This window comes from Paenisporosarcina sp. P4_B8, from assembly GCF_056402175.1.
Map to the genome: position 1 here is coordinate 52,741 of NZ_JBFUHX010000003.1, position 20,198 is coordinate 72,938.

Annotated in this window: 23 protein-coding genes; all 23 read left to right on the forward strand. The window is 40.1% G+C overall.

Annotation, left to right across the window (positions count from 1 at the left end; all coding sequences use genetic code 11):
* The first annotated feature begins 1 nt into the window (after position 1).
* The 23 genes from fliG (at position 2) to AC1DSK_RS04130 (ending at position 19,257) form a co-directional block, all read left to right on the forward strand.
* A complete protein-coding gene (gene fliG, locus AC1DSK_RS04020; protein WP_477598076.1) occupies positions 2-1,015 on the forward strand; it encodes a flagellar motor switch protein FliG in 1,014 nt (337 codons plus the stop codon).
* Positions 1,008-1,805, forward strand: coding sequence for a FliH/SctL family protein (locus tag AC1DSK_RS04025; RefSeq protein WP_477546711.1), 798 nt, complete (start codon positions 1,008-1,010; stop codon positions 1,803-1,805). The genes fliG and AC1DSK_RS04025 overlap by 8 nt, the downstream gene beginning before the upstream one ends.
* On the forward strand, positions 1,786-3,108 hold the full coding sequence (fliI, locus tag AC1DSK_RS04030) for a flagellar protein export ATPase FliI (protein ID WP_477546712.1): 1,323 nt from the start codon (positions 1,786-1,788) through the stop codon (positions 3,106-3,108). The genes AC1DSK_RS04025 and fliI overlap by 20 nt, the downstream gene beginning before the upstream one ends.
* The gene (fliJ, locus tag AC1DSK_RS04035; RefSeq protein WP_477546713.1) at positions 3,105-3,569 is read left to right on the forward strand and encodes a flagellar export protein FliJ; all 465 of its coding nucleotides are present in this window, start codon (positions 3,105-3,107) and stop codon (positions 3,567-3,569) included. Before fliI ends, fliJ begins: the two co-directional genes overlap by 4 nt.
* Positions 3,570-3,576: 7 nt before the next feature.
* Entirely contained in the window at positions 3,577-4,905 is a 1,329-nt protein-coding gene (locus AC1DSK_RS04040) for a flagellar hook-length control protein FliK (RefSeq protein ID WP_477546714.1), read from the forward strand.
* A gap of 18 nt (positions 4,906-4,923) precedes the next feature.
* Positions 4,924-5,355, forward strand: a complete 432-nt coding sequence (locus tag AC1DSK_RS04045) for a flagellar hook capping FlgD N-terminal domain-containing protein (protein ID WP_477546715.1) — start codon at positions 4,924-4,926, stop codon at positions 5,353-5,355.
* Between the two features lie 75 nt (positions 5,356-5,430).
* The gene (locus tag AC1DSK_RS04050; RefSeq protein ID WP_477546716.1) at positions 5,431-6,255 is read left to right on the forward strand and encodes a flagellar hook-basal body complex protein; all 825 of its coding nucleotides are present in this window, start codon (positions 5,431-5,433) and stop codon (positions 6,253-6,255) included.
* Between the two features lie 52 nt (positions 6,256-6,307).
* A complete protein-coding gene (locus AC1DSK_RS04055) occupies positions 6,308-6,523 on the forward strand; it encodes a flagellar FlbD family protein (protein ID WP_036660291.1) in 216 nt (71 codons plus the stop codon).
* Positions 6,524-6,536: 13 nt separating this feature from the next.
* Entirely contained in the window at positions 6,537-7,526 is a 990-nt protein-coding gene (fliM, locus tag AC1DSK_RS04060) for a flagellar motor switch protein FliM (RefSeq protein WP_477546901.1), read from the forward strand.
* Positions 7,516-8,586, forward strand: a complete 1,071-nt coding sequence (gene fliY, locus AC1DSK_RS04065) for a flagellar motor switch phosphatase FliY (protein WP_477546717.1) — start codon at positions 7,516-7,518, stop codon at positions 8,584-8,586. The genes fliM and fliY overlap by 11 nt, the downstream gene beginning before the upstream one ends.
* A gap of 26 nt (positions 8,587-8,612) precedes the next feature.
* Positions 8,613-9,296, forward strand: coding sequence for a flagellar biosynthetic protein FliO (locus tag AC1DSK_RS04070; RefSeq protein ID WP_477546718.1), 684 nt, complete (start codon positions 8,613-8,615; stop codon positions 9,294-9,296).
* On the forward strand, positions 9,296-9,988 hold the full coding sequence (fliP, locus tag AC1DSK_RS04075) for a flagellar type III secretion system pore protein FliP (protein ID WP_477546719.1): 693 nt from the start codon (positions 9,296-9,298) through the stop codon (positions 9,986-9,988). Before AC1DSK_RS04070 ends, fliP begins: the two co-directional genes overlap by 1 nt.
* 15 nt (positions 9,989-10,003) lie before the next feature.
* A complete protein-coding gene (gene fliQ, locus AC1DSK_RS04080) occupies positions 10,004-10,273 on the forward strand; it encodes a flagellar biosynthesis protein FliQ (protein WP_016429542.1) in 270 nt (89 codons plus the stop codon).
* 10 nt (positions 10,274-10,283) lie between these two features.
* Positions 10,284-11,063 (forward strand): flagellar biosynthetic protein FliR, encoded by a 780-nt coding sequence (gene fliR, locus AC1DSK_RS04085; RefSeq protein ID WP_477546720.1) that lies wholly within the window; start codon positions 10,284-10,286, stop codon positions 11,061-11,063.
* On the forward strand, positions 11,064-12,152 hold the full coding sequence (gene flhB / locus AC1DSK_RS04090; protein ID WP_477546721.1) for a flagellar biosynthesis protein FlhB: 1,089 nt from the start codon (positions 11,064-11,066) through the stop codon (positions 12,150-12,152). It abuts the gene before it with no gap.
* A gap of 22 nt (positions 12,153-12,174) precedes the next feature.
* On the forward strand, positions 12,175-14,235 hold the full coding sequence (gene flhA, locus AC1DSK_RS04095) for a flagellar biosynthesis protein FlhA (protein ID WP_477546722.1): 2,061 nt from the start codon (positions 12,175-12,177) through the stop codon (positions 14,233-14,235).
* Positions 14,232-15,386, forward strand: a complete 1,155-nt coding sequence (gene flhF / locus AC1DSK_RS04100) for a flagellar biosynthesis protein FlhF (RefSeq protein ID WP_477546723.1) — start codon at positions 14,232-14,234, stop codon at positions 15,384-15,386. The genes flhA and flhF overlap by 4 nt, the downstream gene beginning before the upstream one ends.
* Positions 15,379-16,236 carry a MinD/ParA family protein gene (locus AC1DSK_RS04105; RefSeq protein WP_477546724.1) on the forward strand — a complete coding sequence of 286 codons (858 nt, stop codon included), beginning with the start codon at positions 15,379-15,381 and terminating at the stop codon, positions 16,234-16,236. Before flhF ends, AC1DSK_RS04105 begins: the two co-directional genes overlap by 8 nt.
* Before the next feature lie 372 nt (positions 16,237-16,608).
* Positions 16,609-17,385, forward strand: coding sequence for a FliA/WhiG family RNA polymerase sigma factor (locus AC1DSK_RS04110; protein WP_477546725.1), 777 nt, complete (start codon positions 16,609-16,611; stop codon positions 17,383-17,385).
* Positions 17,386-17,409: 24 nt separating this feature from the next.
* Positions 17,410-17,904: a DUF6115 domain-containing protein gene (locus AC1DSK_RS04115; protein WP_477598078.1), complete on the forward strand. Its 495-nt coding sequence runs from the start codon at positions 17,410-17,412 to the stop codon at positions 17,902-17,904.
* 6 nt (positions 17,905-17,910) lie between these two features.
* A complete protein-coding gene (locus tag AC1DSK_RS04120) occupies positions 17,911-18,357 on the forward strand; it encodes a YaaR family protein (RefSeq protein WP_477546727.1) in 447 nt (148 codons plus the stop codon).
* A 31-nt stretch (positions 18,358-18,388) separates the two neighbouring features.
* Positions 18,389-18,748: a PilZ domain-containing protein gene (locus tag AC1DSK_RS04125; protein ID WP_477546728.1), complete on the forward strand. Its 360-nt coding sequence runs from the start codon at positions 18,389-18,391 to the stop codon at positions 18,746-18,748.
* Positions 18,749-18,915: 167 nt separating this feature from the next.
* A complete protein-coding gene (locus AC1DSK_RS04130) occupies positions 18,916-19,257 on the forward strand; it encodes a zinc ribbon domain-containing protein YjdM (protein ID WP_342542769.1) in 342 nt (113 codons plus the stop codon).
* The last annotated feature ends 941 nt before the right edge of the window (positions 19,258-20,198 follow it).

Sequence of the window (20,198 nt, forward strand, 5' to 3'; positions counted from 1 at the left end):
CATGGCTAAAAATGCAAGAGAGCTAAGTGGGATACAAAAAGTTGCCGTATTGTTAGTGGGATTGGGACCGGACGTGTCTGTGGAAATTTTTAAACAGTTGACGGAACAAGAAATTGATCAAGTAACAATGGAAATTTCAAATATACGACAATTAAAAAACAGTCAAACAGAACAGGTAATCGATGAATTTTATGAAATGATTCTTGCCCAAGATTATATGAATGAAGGCGGCCTGGAATATGCAAAGGATATTCTTGAAAAAGCGCTAGGTAAAGAAAAGGCAATGGATGCAATTGGCAGATTAACGAGCAGGTTGCAAGTTAAACCGTTCAGTTTCGCAAGAAGAGCAGATCCGAATCAAATCTTGAATATTTTACAGCATGAACATTCACAAACGATTGCACTAGTACTATCGTATTTGGAACCAAAGCAATCATCGCAAATCCTTTCCGCACTGCCTCCTGAAAAGCAAGCAGAAGTAGCAAGGAGGATTGCCTTAATGGAGAGTACTTCGCCTGAGGTTATTCATCAGGTTGAACAAATTCTTGAGAGAAAGCTTTCGGCTACTGGATCACAAGATTACACATCTACCGGTGGTGTAGAAGCAATTGTTAGAGTGCTAAGTAAAGTGGATCGTGGTACCGAGAAAGCTATTCTTTCTAAGCTGGAGACCGAAACTCCTGATCTTGTTGCAGAAATTAAGAAGCGGATGTTTGTATTTGAAGACATCGTGAACTTGGATACACGTGCCATTCAACGTATCATTCGTGAAGTTAATGATGCAGATTTAACTTATGCATTGAAAGTAGCAAGTGATGAAGTGAAGGATACGATTTATACCAATATGTCTACAAGACGGGCAGATCTGATTCGCGAAGAAATTGGAATAATGGGTCCTGTGAAACTCAAAGACGTAGAAGACGCACAAACAAACATTGTTACGTTGATTCGTAGTTTAGAAGAAAAAGGCGAAATCATCGTGGCCCGTGGTGAAGGGAATGAAGTGATTGTCTAATATCATTCGCTCGCATTCGCTCCCGACCAATGAAAAGAAAATAATTCATACAAAAAAAATAGAAAGCAAAACATTGGCCTTGAATGAACAAGAACTTGATCCAGTTTTGCAGAAGCAACAGTTGTTAATGGAAATCGAAGCATTGGAAACACAGTACGGAGAACTTCAAAAGCAAATGAATAGTGAAATGGAAAGTGCCCGAGCGGAAATTGACCACTGGTGGTCAGAAAAGCAAGATGAAGCCGTGCAGGAAGCTAAAAGAATGGCAGAAGCAGCATCTGAACAAGGTTTTCAAGCGGGATTTGAGCAGGGCAAGCTGTTAGCGGAAGAAGAATTCCGGCAAAGACGCGAGGAAATGCATGTATTGATAGAGACGGCTTACGAAGAAAAAGCAAAAATTGTTCAGGAATCTGAGTCGTTCTTATTGTCACTCAGCGTTAGAGTGGCTGAGAAAGTTATCAAAAAAGAATTGAAGCAGCATGATGACCAGTTACTGAACGTCGTAAAGCAAGCCTTAAAGCATATAGAAGAGTCAGAAGATGTCACTATGCAAGTATCGCTTGAAGATTATCCGATAATTTTACCGTTTCTCGAAGAATTAAAGACCTATGTAAAAGCTGACTCAGAGTTTAAATTGGTTCCGGTTGCCAACCTTTCCAAAGGTGGCTGTATGATTCATACGGCAAGTGGTTCTTATGATGTCACGATTGACAGTCAGCTGCAGGAGATTAAAAAGCACTTACTGGCTTATTGTGAGGAGAAAACCAACGATGAACCTAAGGGAAGATGAGTACCTCGAATTATTGGAAGAGATTGAGCCAGTAAAAAAGCATGGGAAAGTGATTCAAGTTATCGGCCTGACCATTGAATCAAGAGGACCATATGCAAAAATTGGAGAACTTTGTCTGTTGTATCCGAACCACTATGAGCGGCCAATTGAAGCTGAAGTGGTCGGCTTCAAAGAAAATAAAATTTTACTTATGCCGTTGAAGGACGTATCTCAAATAGGTCCAGGGTGCCTGGTTGTTGCAACCGGATATCCACTCCAAATCAAAGTGGGACCATCCATTTTAGGAAAAGTTCTCGATGGAACGGGCCAGCCGTTGGATGAAAACATACTTCCGAAAGGGTTGAAGAAATATTCAACCAATAATACACCACCGAATCCATTGAAAAGACCGAGAATCGATAAACCATTGGAAGTTGGTGTAAGAGCCATTGATGGACTATTGACAGTTGGACAAGGCCAGCGCGTTGGTGTGTTTGCAGGAAGTGGCGTCGGAAAAAGTACATTGCTTGGTATGATTGCCCGCAATACAGAAGCTGACATCAATGTAATTGCCCTGATAGGTGAGAGGGGCAGGGAAGTTCGAGATTTCATTGAACGCGACCTTGGCCCTGAAGGGTTAAAAAAATCGGTCGTCGTTGCGGCAACTTCCGATCAGACGCCATTACAACGAATAAAAGGTGCTATGACCGCTACAGCCATTGCGGAATATTTCCGTGATCAAGGAAAAAACGTCATGTTGATGATGGACTCAGTGACACGCTTTGCTATGGCACAACGTGAAGTGGGACTAGCAGTTGGTGAGCCACCAACGAGTAAAGGATACACACCAAGTGTTTTTGCACTGCTGCCAAAATTGCTGGAACGTTCCGGAACGTCTAACAAGGGTTCGATTACCGCCTTCTATACAGTGTTGGTTGATGGGGACGATATGAACGAACCAATTGCCGATGCTGTCCGAGGTATTCTAGACGGGCATATTGTATTGGATCGGAAAATAGCTCAAAAAGGTCAATTCCCGGCAATCAATATTATGTCGAGTGTCAGTCGGGTCATGCATGATGTTGTATCGGACGAGCACCAAAAGGCAGCTGTTGAATTCAAAAGATTGTTGGCAGCTTATGATGCATCGGAAGATCTGATTAATATCGGCGCTTACAAAAGCGGAGCAAACAAAGAAATAGATGATGCCATCCGTTCCTATCCACTGATAAAAGAATTCTTGCAACAAGATATTTATGAAAAGACAAAGCTGGAAGAGAGTATCGACCGGCTAACAGCGCAATTTGGGGGAGCACAGACGTGACGCAATTCAACTTTAGATTTCAAAAAATATTGGATTTAAAAGAGAATGAAAAAGGCTTAGCGCAAATGGAAATGGCGGATGCCATCAAACAACAAGAAATAGGCCATCGAAAAAAAGAAGCAATCCATAAAAAAATTATGGATGCAGAACGTTTGAAAAAAGAAAAACAGCAGGATGGAGTCAACATTTCGGAAATAAGAATGTTGGTCAATTATATCCATCAACTTCAGGAGCTATTGATTTCCTCGAATCGCGAGCTGGAGCATTTGCAGAATAATGTGTCGAGAACACAAACTCATTTGCAAATGAAAGCTCAAGAAGAAAAGACATGGGGAAATTTAAAGCAACAAGAACTTACTATATATGTTGAGCAAAGCAAAATGGCAGAACAGAATTTCTTCGATGAATTGGCAAGTACAAGGTTTTACCGAACAACACAAGCAAGTTTAGCTGAAGGGTGATGAAAAAATGGAAACTATGAGTTTATCTATTCCTTCCAACATTTCAACTTCAAAGCCCATTGCATCAAAACAAAGTAGTGGGTCAGCCACGGTAAATTTCGCTGCACTATTAGGTTCTGTAACTTCAGAAGGACAAAGTGCAAGCGAAGAAAAAGAAAATGTAAATCAACAGGGAGCACTCCTGGAAAAACTTCAGGATATGTTGCAAACCTTGCAGGAAATACCGAAAGAAAATTTGTCACCCGAAGAGCAGGAAATGATGTATGTAATCGTACAGATGCTTTCTCCTCAAACGGTTCAAATAGAAAACCAGCTACATAGTGTCGAGCCTGGCCAAGTGATGAGTGATTCAGTTCAGGAAAAACTGATAAATCTGCTGAACCAGATCGATCAGGAAATTCAAAAACAATCAACTGTTACTAAATCATTCGAACCCACTGCAGAACTTGTGGGGGTAGAAGAAAATATTTTAGCTGATCCGAAAAAATTAGAGCAGGCATTTAAACAATTGGTCGCCTTTATCCAGCAACTTGATAACGAACAGCAGGCTATTACAGGAAAACAACAGCAAAACGAAGTGGCAAAAATTTTCAAACAAATGGACAGTTTTACACAACAACCAACTGACCAAACACAGTTAACTGAACCTCCAAGGAATAATGGACTGATTGTAGACACTTCACGACCACTATCAACACAATCCATTTCACAGCTTCAACAATCGGATGGTAACGCTGCACGAGTGGAACCTGTTCCAACTGAAGTGAATGGACAAGTTTTAACTGGCACTGCATCGGAAGTCGCAAAAGCTAGCCAAGCTCCAACGCGCCCGGAAGCAAGTGCACCACCGCCACCAGCACCAACTGTTCATATGTCAAACCTGATTGAAGAGTTAGGTGGGGTGCTGAAAGGTACTTTCCGTTTGAATGGCACGCAAGAAGGAACGCAAATAAAAGTGAACATCTTTCCAGAACATCTCGGACATCTGGATATTCGTTTGACAGCTTCAGAAGGAAAGATTGCAGCCCAAATTTTCACCAGTAACTTACTGGCTAAAGAAGCGTTGGAACTTCAAGTGAATCAGTTAAGAAATTCATTGCTTCAGCAGGGTGTAACGCTTGATCGTATTGAAATTTCGCAACAGAGTTCGCAGCCATCATTTGGACAACAAAACGCACACCCAGATCAGCGTTTTGCACAACAACAACAACAACAACAGCAAAAGCAAGGAAACGCATCACACAATAAAAACGGCTATCAACGAATTGAAGAAGAAGCCGCTGTAGAACGTAACCATACGTCAGAGGGATTAATGAAAGTAGATTATACAATATAACGAGGAAGGGGCATTGCAATGAATGTGAATAGTTCTAGCACGGTCAAAATGCCGAAGGCAGGCGCAACAATGCACACAGAGCCACAAAATGGACTTGGTAAAGATGCTTTCATGCAAATCCTTGTGACACAAATGAAGAACCAGAATCCTTTGGAGCCGATGAAAGATACGGAATTCATCGGACAGATGGCTCAGTTCAGCAGTTTGGAACAGTTAACAAACTTGAATCAGGCAATGAATCTGTTTATTGGTCTTCAATGGAGACAGTCACTATCCGAAAATGCTGATTTAATTGGTAACAAGGTGTATTGGGAGCGGGAAGTAAACGGGGAGTTGCAGTCAGGTGAGGGGATTGTCAAGGGACTGGAAATTGTAAATGGGGAGTTAATAGTTGAGCTTGAGGATAACGTCAAGGTTCCAATCGACTCAATCCATCGTATTGAAAAATAGTCAAAAACAATAAATGAACAGGAAATTGTCTAATCCACAAAAGGGATAAGGCAATATTTGAAAGGGGAAAAACAAATGTTACGTTCAATGTATTCTGGAGTATCAGGTATGAAAGGTTTCCAAACAAAATTAGATGTGATCGGGAACAATATTTCGAATGTAAACACGATTGGATACAAAAAAAGCACAATCAACTTCCAGGATTTATTAAGTCAAAACTTATCAGGCAGTGGTGTTAATTCGATGCAAGTTGGTTTAGGATCAACGACTTCTGCAATCAATGTGATTCATAATCCAGGTTCATTTATGACAACTGGTGTTGGATCAGATGTGGCTTTAAATGGCGATGGATTCTTCGTAGTTCAAGATCCAACGGTACCGGCTAATAGTACTGCAGATCGCTATTTGACTAGAGCTGGTAATTTTGTTGTTAATGCACAAGGGAATCTTGTTACTTCACAGGGCTACAATGTAATTGGTAGACGAGAACCTGTTACAAACCCTGCAATCTACGAACCAATTAAGATTGATTCGAATACTTATGAGTCCTTTAGCATCAATCTCTTAGGTGAAGTGGTTGGTAAAGATGCGAATGGAACAGAAACAATAATTGCTTCTATCGCAATTGCACAACCTGACAATCCAGCTGGACTAAATAAAGCTGGCGGATCTTTGTATGAATTAACTTCTAAAGCTGATTCACAAACACTGACTCAGATGATTGGAACTGCAACGACAAATAATGTCGAAATAGGTTCTGGCATGCTCGAAATGTCCAATGTTGATTTGACAGAGGAATTCACAGAAATGATTATCGCTCAACGTGGTTTCCAGGCAAACTCACGTACGATTACTACTTCTGATGAGATCTTACAAGAAGTCGTAAACTTGAAACGATAAAATAGGGAGGGCAGGCTGAGAGGGATGAAGCGTCTCTCCAGCCGCTTTTAACATGATCCAATTAACGAAACTTAATCGAACACCATTTACATTAAATGCTCTTTATATCGAAAGAATTGAATCCACTCCAGATACTGTGGTCACGTTGGGGTCAGGAAAGAAAGTACATGTTTTGGAGTCAGTTGAAGAAGTAACGAATAAAGTGACAGCCTACTATCAAAAATTAAACCTTTTGCCGAGTTTGCAGAAGCCAAACTGGATGGAATGAAGGGAGGACGGTCCTGGTGGATTTCTTATCAGATGAAAATATTGAGACCATTCTATCGTCCTTGAAAAAGGAAGAACCTAAATCGGTTAAACCTAGCAAGGAAAGAAATGTTAAAACATACGACTTTAAAAAGGCAATGCGTTTTTCACAAGATCAAATTCGAACACTAAATAGAATACATGAAAACTTTGCCCGATTGCTGACATCTTATCTTTCTACACAGCTTCGTACATTCGTGCAGATTTCTGTTACATCTGTTGAGCAATATCCTTATGAGGAATTTATCAATAATGTTCAGAAGAAATCCATTTTGGGTGTTTTTAAAGCGCCACCGCTTCAAGGAAGCATGGTTATGGAATTCTCTCCGGATGTGGTGTATGTCACGGTGGATAGAATGCTTGGTGGACAAGGGAACATCTCCTTAAAAAGCCGCGATTTAACGGAAATTGAAATCAGTGTGATTCAACGGATTTTTGTTAAGGCACTGATCAGTTTTCAAGAAGCCTGGTCGTCTGTAGTGAAACTGTCTCCGGAGTTCAAAGAAATAGAAGTGAATCCTCAGTTCTTAACCATGTTCCCGCCTAATGAAACAGTTATTTTAGTAGCATTACATGCGAAAATTGGTGATGTTGAAGGAATCATCAATATTTGTTTGCCGCATGTAGTGTTGGAGCAAATTTTACCGAAGTTATCCGCTCGCCATTGGTTGGCCAATCAGAAAAAAACCGTGGTCAATCAGGAAGTTGCAGCATTGGAGAAAAAATTGCAAGCCACGAAACTAAATGTTAAAGCGATATTAGGTCGATCAACGATAGACGTTGGCGATTTTTTGAATCTTAAACGCGGTGATGTCATTCGCTTAAATGAGTCTTACGATGCTCCTGTAACAATATTGGTAGATGATAAACAGAAATTTTTTGCACAACCTGGTGTCTCGAAAGGACGAATGGCTGTGCAAGTAACCGAAGTTCATAGAGAAGGAGATGAATTCGATGAAAACTGATAAGTTATCTCCAGATGAAATCAAAGGTTTACTGGGGCAAAGTGGAACGGACGATGAAACGATTTCCGAGAGTTCCCTATCGAAGCGTGAAATGGAAGCATTGACAGAGTTATTGAATGTATCACTGGGAAGTTCGTCTGCAGTGCTCAATACTCTATTTTCCCAGCAAGTAAGTTTCTCTACTCCAAAACTATCCATCAGACAAAATGATCAGTTATTAACCAATACAAAAGAGCCATTCATCGTGGTTCTGGGAGAATTTGAGGGTGGCATCAACGGCTTACAGATTCTTTTCCTACATGCAGATGATGTTCAGACCATGACAAACATGATCTATACGGACAGCGAAGAGAACCATATCAGAAAACAATTTCAAGTGGTAGAAGAAGTAGTACAAAAAATGTTTACTTCTGTCTCACAATCTATGACTACGGTTCTAGACCAAGAGGTTTCCCATTCCTTGTCATCGATGGACATGATTGAAACACTAAAAGACTTCCCTGTCGCAAAATTTACAGATGAAAAATGGTTTGTACAAGCAGATTTCCAACTGAAAATAGGTACTCAGGAAAATATCAGCCTTCAACTATTTGTTCCTGTCCGCTTGGGGAAACAAGTGGTAGAAATATTAACAGATTTATTGGAAGAAGGACGTCACCCAGAGGAGACAAAAGAAATGCAATTTCAATCCACTACTCAAACAGATGTAACTACTAAAACGGACGAATCAGGTTCATCACCTAAAATCCAATCCGTTCAATTTTCAAATTTCGATGAATCCGGCTCCGCACATTCAGAACCGAACAATTTGGACATGTTACTCGACATTCCACTTCAAGTAACGGTTGAACTGGGAAGAACGAAACGAATGGTGAAAGAAATTTTGAGTGTTTCCCAGGGCTCGATTATTGAACTTGATAAATTGGCAGGTGAACCTGTCGATATTTTAATCAATAACAAGTTAATCGCTGTAGGTGAAGTTGTCGTGATTGATGAAAATTTCGGCGTCCGTGTAACAGATATTTTAAGCACAGCAGAGCGTATTTCAAAACTACGATAATGCCGTAAGTAAGGAGTTTGCTAGGTTTGATTCAAAAAAGATATGTAAAAGTACTTGCGATGATTTTGCTTTTCACTTTATATGTGATGTTGACCCCGAATTTGGTAAATGCTGCTAAAGATCCGTCCGCAAAAGACTGGGCAACAGAAGAAGAAGGCAAGAAGTCCGATGAGCAACCCGAGCCGGTTGTTGATGAGGAGTTAAAGCCTACTCAAGACACTAGTCTAGTGACCATCATTATTAAACTTATATTCTATACGTTGCTGATTCTCGTCATGATTTATGGATTGATTAAGTTTCTGGCAGTAAGACAAAAGAAATTCCAACCAAATCAAGCAGTTAAATTAATGGGCGGAACTCCATTAGGTAACAATAAATCACTTCAACTTGTAAAAGTAGGTGACAAGGTTTATCTACTAGGAGTGGCAGATCAAGTCACATTGATTAAGGAATTTTCAAATACGGATGAGATTAGCAGTATTGAGAATGATTTAGAGCAGCAACCAAATATGTTATCAAACCCAATCATGAATTTATCGAACTCGATCGTCGATTTTTCGAGAGAAAAGATAAGCAAGCGGTTGGAATCTAAGCCTACAAATGGTTTTGAGCAATTATTCAAGCAAAGCCTAAATAGACAAAAGGGTAAACAAGACCAACTCAAGCAAGATTTGAACAAAGCAGATGATGAAAAGGAAGGTAAATCATAATGATGATGACAAACTTCCTTCTTTCACTTAGCATTCCTGGAATCAATTTTGGTACGGATGCGCCGGGAGATGTTTCCGTTACATTGCAGCTTTTGTTCCTAATGACCATCCTTTCGCTGGCTCCAGGAATCTTGATCATGCTCACGTGTTTTACTCGAATCATCATCGTGTTGTCATTTGTTCGTACCGGTTTAGGGACACAGTCTATGCCACCGAACCAAGTGCTAGTGGGACTAGCCCTGTTTATGACCTTTTTCATTATGACGCCAGTAATTAATGAAGTTAACGAAACGGCCTTACAGCCATATCTGGCGGGGGATCTCGCACAAGAGAAGGCGTTGGATACTGCAGTGATGCCAATTAAGGAATTTATGGCAGAACATACGAGACAAAAAGATCTCGCTTTGTTTTTTAAATACGCTGGTTTGGAAAAGCCAGACAGCGTTGAAGATATCCCGTTAACCTCGCTTATTCCGGCGTTTGCCATCAGTGAGTTGAAGACTGCATTTCAAATTGGCTTTGTCATATTTATCCCGTTTTTGATCATCGATATGGTTGTTGCCAGTACGTTAATGGCCATGGGGATGATGATGTTGCCACCGGTCATGATTTCGTTGCCATTCAAGATTCTGTTGTTTGTTCTGGTTGATGGCTGGTATTTAATTATAGAATCGCTGCTTGTCAGCTTTTAGGGAAGGAAGAAAACGATGACTCCAGATACGGTGATCAAATTAGCGGAACAATCGATATATATGATCATTATCATATCTGCTCCCATGCTTTTAATTGCACTTGCTGTCGGACTGATTGTCAGTGTGTTCCAAGCGATGACACAAATTCAGGAACAGACACTTGCGTTCATTCCGAAAATATTGGCAGTGTTTTTGTCCATCGTGTTGTTTGGACCATGGATGCTGACTATCTTATTGGATTTTACAAGAGATTTGTTCCAACAACTTCCGCAACTAATCGGATAGTGGGATTGATATGAATACTATTTTTGAGATGTACCCATATCTACTGCTGATCTTTGTTCGATTAACTAGCTTTTTCCTCGTTGCGCCTTTATTTTCAATGAAAGGTGTTCCGAACCAATTCAAGGTTGGATTGGGTTTTTTCATTTCATTAATTGCTTTATCCGGCATGGACGCTGAAGAAGCACTTCTAATGGATTCCTATTACATCCTGCTGATCATAAAAGAACTTGCAGTAGGCATCGCACTTGGCTTTACAGCAGCATTATTGTTATACACAGTTCAAATAGCGGGGGCATTCATCGATTTTCAGATGGGCTTTGCCATTGCCAGTGTGATGGATCCGCAAACAGGCAGTCAGGTGCCGATTATTGGTCACTTCAAATATATCTTGGCACTGCTTTTTTTATTGACCGTTAATGGACATCATTTAATGCTGGATGGAGTCATGCAAAGCTTCAAGTCATTTCCGGTTGAATCTGTTTCCTTCTCGGCTGATTTTGGTGACATCACGCATTTTTTCACGACATTATTTGTAGAAATGTTCGTCATCGCCTTGCAGATAGCATTACCGATTGTTGGCGCACTGTTTCTGATTGATGTAGCTCTCGGCATTTTAGCCAAGACCGTCCCACAATTAAACATTTTTGCAGTCGGGCTGCCATTGAAGATTTTTGTAGGGTTTATCATGTTATTACTTTCGATGCCCATTTTCTTTTACTTATTACAAATCCTGTTCGAAAAAATAATGGTAAGCATGTCTCAGCTGATCAAGTTGATGGGGGGACCATAAGTGCAAAAAAGATATCCTCTCGACTTACAGTTTTTTGCTTCGGAAAAGACAGAAAAAGCAACACCTCAAAAGAGGCAGGAGTCAAAAAGAAAAGGCCAAGTGGCCAAAAGTGCTGAAGTACCTGCTGCATTAATTATGCTTGGTGGAATTATGTTGCTCAATATTATGGGTGGCTGGATACTGGATCGGCTACTAGCAATCTTTCAAATCAATTTCACTCAGTATATTGGATGGGAGTGGAGCCCGGAAAATATTCGCACCTTGTTCGAACAAATGACGTTCAATGCAATAATGATCACGGCTCCAATTATGATTATTGCGATGGTATTCGGCTTTTTGGGGAATTACATTCAAGTTGGGTCTCTATTTACGACAGAGCCTCTCAAGATGAAGCTTGAACGTTTGAATCCGATTGAAGGTGCCAAAAAAATCTTTTCCATGCGTGCATTGGTGGAACTATTAAAGTCATTACTTAAAATCGCCATTATTGGCTTTGCCGCTTTTAATGTTTTATGGTCGGCAAAAGAAGAGTTGTTTTTACTCTCACAAAAAAGTATCGGCGATTCCTTGTCATTTATCGGTTCCCTGGTTTTCAAGATGGGGATGGTTGCATCAATTATCTTATTAGTTTTAGCCATAATGGATTACATGTATCAAAAGTATGAATTTGAAAAGGGCATTCGAATGTCTAAGCAAGACATCAAGGATGAATTCAAGAAGGCAGAGGGCGATCCTCTGATTAAATCCAAAATTAAAGAACGTCAAAGACAAATGAGCATGAATCGAATGATTCAGGACTTGCCGAATGCAGATGTTCTGATTACAAACCCCACTCACTATGCGATTGCAATAAAGTATGATGCAGAAACCATGGAAGCGCCAATGGTCATTGCAATGGGGAAAGACCATCTTGCCCTGAAAATTAAAGAAAAAGCTAAAGAACTTGAAATTGTGATTATGGAAAATAAACCTCTTGCCCGTGCTCTATACAACCAAGTGGAAATAGGTGACTATGTTCCGGAAGAATTGTTCTTGGCGGTTGCAGAGGTTTTAGCATATATCTATCGCTTAAAAGGAAAGATTAAATGAATTTGTGGGAGGAGGAAACAGCATGAAAATCAAAGATTATCTCGTCTTAGTTTCAGTCATTATGATTGTCGTGATGATGGTTATTCCTCTTCCGCCGATTTTACTGGATTTCTTGATTATGATAAACATCAGTATTTCCTTGACGATTATTTTAGTAGCAATGAATACGAAAGAAGCGCTACAATTTTCAATCTTTCCTACGTTACTCTTACTGACAACATTGTTCCGTCTTGGATTAAATGTTTCTACAACTCGATCCATTTTAACCAATCAAACAGGGGGAGAAGTTGTTGAAACGTTCGGTTCATTCGTAGTCGGTGGAAGTCCCGTTATTGGTATATTGGTGTTTTTAATTCTAGTTATTATTCAGTTCTTGGTCATTACTAAGGGGTCAGAACGTGTGGCGGAAGTAGCAGCTCGTTTTACTCTTGATTCTATGCCAGGTAAACAAATGAGTATCGACGCAGACCTTGGAGCAGGAATGATTTCTGACCAGGAAGCGAAAAAACGCAGGGAAAAGGTAAGCCAGGAAGCTGATTTCTACGGTGCCATGGATGGTGCGAGTAAGTTCGTTAAAGGGGATGCGATAGCTGGGATTATTATCGTTCTTATTAATATTATCGGAGGCTTAATCATTGGAGTTGTCGTACACAAACTTCCAATCGGTGAAGCTGCTCAACTATTTACCTTATTATCCATCGGTGACGGTCTGGTAAGCCAGATTCCGGCATTGTTGATTTCTACTGCAGCCGGCATCGTCGTAACAAGAGCCGCTTCTGAAGGGAACTTAGGTTCAGATATTACGAAACAATTATTCGCTTATCCAAAGCTGCTATATGTGGTGGCTGGAACTCTTTCTTTATTCGCTATTTTCACGCCTATCAGTCCTTTATTGGTGATGCCAGTTGCTGGGCTTGTGGCGTTCGGAGGCTACAAAATGCAACGCACACTGAATGCCGAAGAAGAGGAAGAAAAAGAAGCTTCAAATGAAGGACAGGAGCTGGAAGGATTGAAAAGTCCTGAAAGTGTAGTTGACCTCCTCCATGTGGATGCCATCGAATTCGAGTTCGGATACGGGTTAATCCCTATTGCTGATAAGAATCAAGGTGGGGATTTATTGGACCGCGTCATTATGATCCGCAGACAATGCGCGATTGAACTTGGCATTGTGGTGCCTGTCATACGAATCCGTGACAATATTCAACTCTTTCCAAATCAATATGTCATTAAGATAAAAGGTAACCGAGTGGCTTCAGGTGAGATTATGCTTGATCACTACTTGGCAATGAGTCCTGGAGTTGATGACGAAAGCATCGAAGGCATTGCGACGGTAGAACCGGCATTCGGGATGCCAGCATTATGGGTCAATGAAGAAATGAAAGAAGAAGCGGAAATGGCAGGATATGCAATTGTCGATCCACCTTCTGTTGTCTCGACCCATCTAACGGAAGTTATCAAGAAACATGCCCACGAACTTATTGGCAGACAGGAAGTAAAAACCTTGGTTGAGAACATAAGAGAAAACTCTCCTGCCGTCATTGAGGAATTGATTCCAAACTTAATGGCAATAGGGGAAGTGCAAAAGGTTCTCATGAAGCTGCTGAAGGAAAAAGTGTCGATCCGAAATTTACTCGTTATTTTGGAAACGTTGGCAGACTACTCACCTCAAACGAAAGATACAGATGTATTGACGGAGTATGTGAGACAAGCTTTATCCAGACAAATCACTTTGCAATATACGAATCCTAATGAGGCATTACAGGTTATTACGGCAGGTGCAAGTCTCGAGAAAAAATTTGCAGAGTCTGTGCATCGTACTGAACAAGGGAGCTACGTATCGATTGACCCAGAAGCTTCACAAACCATTTTTCAAAAGATTTCGGAACAAGTCACTCAGCTTCAACAATCCGGTGTGCAGCCTATATTGCTGACATCGCCTGCAACCCGCATGTATATGCGCCAATTCGTCGAACAATTTGCACCAGATCTTCCTGTCCTTTCGTATAATGAATTGGAACCGGAAGTAGAGATCCAAAGTGTTGGAGTCGTTAATATCTCAGGAGGGGTGGGTAGTTTCTCATGAGGCTGAAAACGTATGTTGTCAATAATATGACCGAGGCCATACCCAAGATCAAAAGAGACTTGGGTCCTGACGCTCTTATTTTAAATACAAAGCAAATTAAAACAGGCGGTTACTTAGGTTTTTTCAAGAAAGCCAAACTTGAAGTAATTGCTGCAGTTGAACCAGCACCAAGTGAATCAAAGCGAGTCGTATCAATCAAGCCTGAGATTCAAGCTTCTGAAAAGGAAGTGGACGAGGATTCTGAGTTAAATAAATCAGTAAGTCCGATTGATAAGAATGAGGGAAATCTGGATGAGCTGATGAGTGAACTGAAAAGCCTGAAGCAGTTCATGTTCCAAGTGATTGATGAAGACCGTTTGCCAGAGACGTTAAAAGCACTAAATAAAAAATTTAATGCACAAGGAATTACCGCAGAAGTTCAATCGGAGATAATGGCTAAGTTGATGCTGATTTTAGAACAGCATCCTAATACCTCTGAAGATAAGATTAAAGCTTTGGCTAAAAGAGAAATAATCAAGTTGATCAATGCCCATAAAAAAAGACCGAGCAGAAGAAAAGCAGATATCATTTGTTTTATTGGTCCAACCGGAGTAGGAAAGACCACAACCATTGCTAAAATAGCGGCAGATTATTTGCTGAGTGAAGATAAAAAAGTGGGACTGATTACGTCAGACACCTACCGGATTGCAGCAGTGGAGCAATTAAAAACGTATGCAGGCATTTTGAATATCCCAATCAGAGTAGTGGAATCTTCAGTCGACCTAAGTACGGCTATAGATGATTTAAGCGGCTGCGATATCATTCTAATGGATACGGCCGGCAGAAACTATCAACAAAAACAGTATATTGATGATCTAAAGCAGATGCTTCCAGACAAGAAGGAAATACAAATTAATTTAGTGTTGAGCCTGACCTCCAAGTACGAGGATATGAAGAAAATCATTGATAATTTCCAAACAATTGTGATGGACCAGCTGATTTTGACAAAAAAAGATGAAACCAGTTCATCTGGTGCCATTTTGAACTTGATTTATCATTACTCAATCCCAATACGATATATTGCCAATGGCCAAAATGTTCCAGACGATATTCTTACTGTAACCCCTGAATTAATAGCAAACTTCGTATTAGAGGAAGATGAAAATGATTGATCAAGCTAAAAAATTAAGGGAAAAAGTGTTGCAAAAGACACCCCAAAAAGAGCGGAGACAAACCCGAATTATTGCCGTCACCAGCGGAAAAGGTGGTGTCGGAAAATCAAACTTCGCACTGAATTTTGCTTTGAGTCTTGTTCAACAAAACAAGAAAGTCCTAATTTTTGACGTAGACCTGGGATTTGCGAATGTCGATGTATTACTCGGCAGATCCAACAAAGAATCCATCGCTACCATGATTGAAAAGGATTTATCTATTTGGGATATTATCGAAGAAGGCCCGAATGGCTTGTTATTTATCTCAGGAGGATCGGGATTTAATGAGATGTTCAGCCTGGATGAAACGAAAATGAACAAATTTTTCAGTGAGTTAAGCTCGATACAAGGATCTGTGGATTATATTATTCTGGATACTGGTGCGGGATTATCTTATGAAAATTTACGGTGTATTTTAGCGGCTGATGACGTCATTCTAGTCACTACCCCAGAGCCCACTTCGATAACCGATGCTTATTCCATTGTGAAGATGGTTCACGCGAAGGATACAAATGTACATATTAAACTTATCATCAATCAATGTACGAGTGATAAAGAAGGAAAACAAACAGCCGTTAACTTCAAAAAAGTGACCGAGCAATTTTTAAATAAACAAATCGGGACATTGGGGTTTATCCCAAGTGACGTAAATATTCCAAATGCCGTCAAAAAACAAATCCCGTTTTTATTGGCTTTTCCAAACTGTCATGCTTCACAGGCTATGCAAAATGTGACACACGAATTTCTTCAACTTCCTGTTTCTTATAAGCTTGGGATTAAAGGGTTTTTATTGAAAATGCTTTTTAAATAGGCTCTGTTAAAAGATAATGTTGATTTTTGTTCCATGCGGACGCTTTCCGCGGGCGGTCCACTAGCCTCCTCATTCGCTATGCTCACTGCGGGGTCAGTCTGGATACGCTTATCCCGCTGGAGTCGCCGCGTTCCACTACAATCATTAAAGAGAACAGGTATATGACATAGCTTACGATTTTGTGATATGGAGTAAAACAGCGGAGACTCCAACAGGAAAAGCGAAGTGCCGAAATCCACTCGGAAGCTAAGTCCGAGTTAGTTCGGTGCAAGCCTGTGGAAAGCGCAGCTGTTTTGCGGAATATCAACAGCAACATTTAAAATAGCCTTTAAATAAAAGCTTAAAGCACACTTATAAGTGGTGGTGAAACTCATGTTGAACAATAAATTGTCTAAAGAAGAACTGGCCTATTGGGGAAATTGGCAAAAACAGCGTGATCCACAAGCGGGTGAATATTTAGTCGAGCGCTATCTACCGTTGGTTGATTACATCGTTCAACGATTTATGATCAGTTTGCCTAAAACAGTCGATAAGGACGACATTCGTAGTTTCGCATATGAGGGACTGCTTGATGCATTTGATAAATTCAAAATGGATAGAGATATGAAGTTTGAAACATATGCGTCATGGCGAATCAAAGGAGCGGTCATTGATGGACTGAGGCATAGCGATTGGTTACCACGTTCCGTAAGGGATAAAGTGAAGAAAATCGAAAATGCCTACGCAATTCTCGAGCAACAGAAAAATGATTCTGTTACAGATGAGGAAGTCAGTGATTATTTAGGGATTACAAAAGCGGAACTGAACAAAACGGTTTCAGAAGCGGCACTGTCTACCATGATATCAATTGACGAGACTGTCTACGATGAAGATAATCAGGTCGGAAAATATTCAATGATTGAAAACGATCAAGCGGAATCGCCAGAACGCCATTTAACAGCACAGATGATTAAAGAATCATTGTCACATGCGATTGGACGTTTGCCAGAAAAAGAAAAGCTCGTCATCTCACTCTGCTATTTCGAGGAACTGAAATTAACGGAAATTGCGGAAGTGCTCAGTGTAAGTGTATCTCGAGTTTCCCAAATGCACTCTAAAGCAATACTTCGTTTAAGGTCAGCGACATTGGCAATACACGAAAACTATTGATTTTAAAAAGGATAGAAGGATAAGGTGATACCCTTGGACTGGTTTCTGATCGCAATGATTATTTTAGTAATATTGGTGAATATCAGGTCATTTCTTGTATTAGCCGAATTGAAACGAAAAAGGGCTCAAATGAAAGAAGATATAGAAGCCATTCACGGAAGCATGGAAGAATTCGTGACGAGTGTGGAAAAAGAAAATGATGAACTTTATGAGAAACTGGTCGACTATATTCGAGTGAAAGATAGTAAACTCGATGAGAGAATCCGAATGTTGGAAGAAAAACTCAACACCGTAATGACGGATAGCTCCACTAAGACGTTTCCACTGGAGGAGCAAGACGATGTAAAGCAGGTGTACACCGAGGCGTCTGCAGTCAATAATCAGGAAAATGATAAAATATTGAAATTGTATAAACAAGGTTTTTCTGAAAAGCAAATTGCCAAAGTATTGCAGAATGATCTGGGAGAAGTGGAGCTTGTCCTGAATATGTTCAAGAAAAAGCAAAGTTATCAAAAGTAGAATGAGGTGTTTCATTTGCGTATTGGAATGCAAACGAACTTTTCAAACGACAGGATTTCAAAAAATGCAGTTGAAAGTAAGACATCCGATTCTTTTGCCAACATGATGAGAAAATCACAGAATAAATTGCACCTGGATTCTTTAAATCAATTAATGTCTCGTGTGGATGTACAAGGGCAGAGGTTGCTGAAGCAAAGAACCCTTGAAAACCTCTTGGATTATAAAAACTTAGTAAAGCAGTTCATTGGGGAATCCTTAAGTTTAGGGTTGCAATTATCCGAAAAACAAAGCTTCAATCAAAGTGGTGGAATGAAAACGCATCAATTAGTGGAAGTGATTGATCAGAAACTCATTGAAGTCCAGGATGAAGTACTAAATGATGAAAATGAAGGTCTTAATACGCTTCGTTTGGTCGGCGAAATCAAAGGGTTGCTCGTTAATTTATATATGTGATAGAAGTTATTATTAACTGGAGGGAAACGAAATGAGCGAGAATCGTCGCGAGTTTTTTCGAGTGGTATTTCATCAATCGATCAATGGAGAAATTTCATTGGATGGAGCAATCTTCTTCATGCCGGTAGAGATTGAAAATGTAAGTGTGAGAGGCTTGAAATTCATCTCATCTATGGATATTCCATTGGAGAGACAAGTAACATGTCGTTTTGAAATTTTAGGTAGTCCTTTTTTATTGGAAGGATCTATTATTCGTAAGTCCATAAGATTGCATGATATCGAATACGGCGTTGGATTTGAAGTGAGCCAAAATACTTCTTCTGAGTTATTTAAGCAATTGAACTATTATCAAATTCATCAGCGTAAAGGAAATCCAATGGAAATGGATTGAATCATTTCCCGGTTATGCTTGAAGACCCGATCAGGAATACAACTGAACGGGTTTTTATATTTGCGGGATGCGGTGTATACTTGTGAAGGAAATACTTATCGTGAAAAAATAGATTGAGACTAACCTTTGTCTATGGAATTAAAATAATGCTTGGAGGAAATAAATTTATGTCAGTTTTACCAAATTGCCCGAAATGCCATTCAGCTTATACTTATGAGGATGGGAATATGCTGGTTTGTCCGGAATGTGCACATGAGTGGACGCTGGAATCAAAGAATGAAAATAGTAATGAAGATAAAGTTGTTAGAGATGCAAATGGAAATGTATTGAATGATGGTGATTCCGTAACCGTCATCAAAGACCTGAAAGTAAAAGGAAGTTCATCAGTCCTGAAAATAGGAACAAAAGTGAAAAGTATCCGTCTGGTTGATGGTGATCATGATATCGATTGCAAAATTGATGGTTTTGGAGCTATGAAGTTGAAATCTGAATTTGTTAAGAAGAACTAAATACAGCTTTGTTAAATGAAAAACCGCTTACTCCATTTAGGGGTAAGCGGTTTCAGCTTGTTGACAAAAGAATATTAATCTATATATAAGCACTCTATCGAAAAAATATTATGGTCGGCTATTTCTTTCGCTTTCCGCGGACGAAACGCGAGCCTGTGGGGTCTAGCTTATTTCGTTTTTCCGCAGGAGTCTTCAGAAATAGCTGACCATCTTACTAATGAAATAATATGAAGAGATATGCAAACAGAAGCGAAATCCGTTGATTGGAGTGGAGGCGGCGGAAAACAACTGCTCCTGCGCTTACTCGTCGCAAAGATTAGGACCAAATTGCCTTTGGTCCCAATCTTTTCAGCGGGAACAGCTCGAGCTGAAGACCCCGCAGGAAGCGAATAGTGAAAATGTAAGTTTGCACTATTCGTTTGCGACGAAGCTAGCGAAGCGATGCAACGTACTTTCATGTTTCGAAGCTAGCAAAGCGATGCAGAAACAGGAGCACTGGTTTTTCTAGTGACGAGGAGACTAAAGCCGTGCCCGCGAAACGCGTCCGCCGCAAAGGAAATCAACATTTTCTTGCATACGCTCTTTTTCATTAGTATACAGTTATATTCACTCATTTTATTTTTTGTCTACAGTCTGAAACCGCTTACTTCATTTACCGGTTTTTCATTATAAAGATTGGATCATCTTCCCTTTTTTCACTGCCTTTGGGTTAAAACCTTCAACACCTGAATCTAACAAGTCAAAGAAGTGCGCCATGGTGAGAATCCTACATTGTTAAGTGGAAAGGTAGAATGGATAGCTCTAGGAAACCCCATTCGCTATTATGAAAGTGGTGGATGAACAAGGAATAGAATATGAGGCGGGTAGTACTAACATGACGGTCAAGAGCGAACAGACTATCATTTCAACCACGTTTCCAATCTCATCTTTCGTTCATGCGG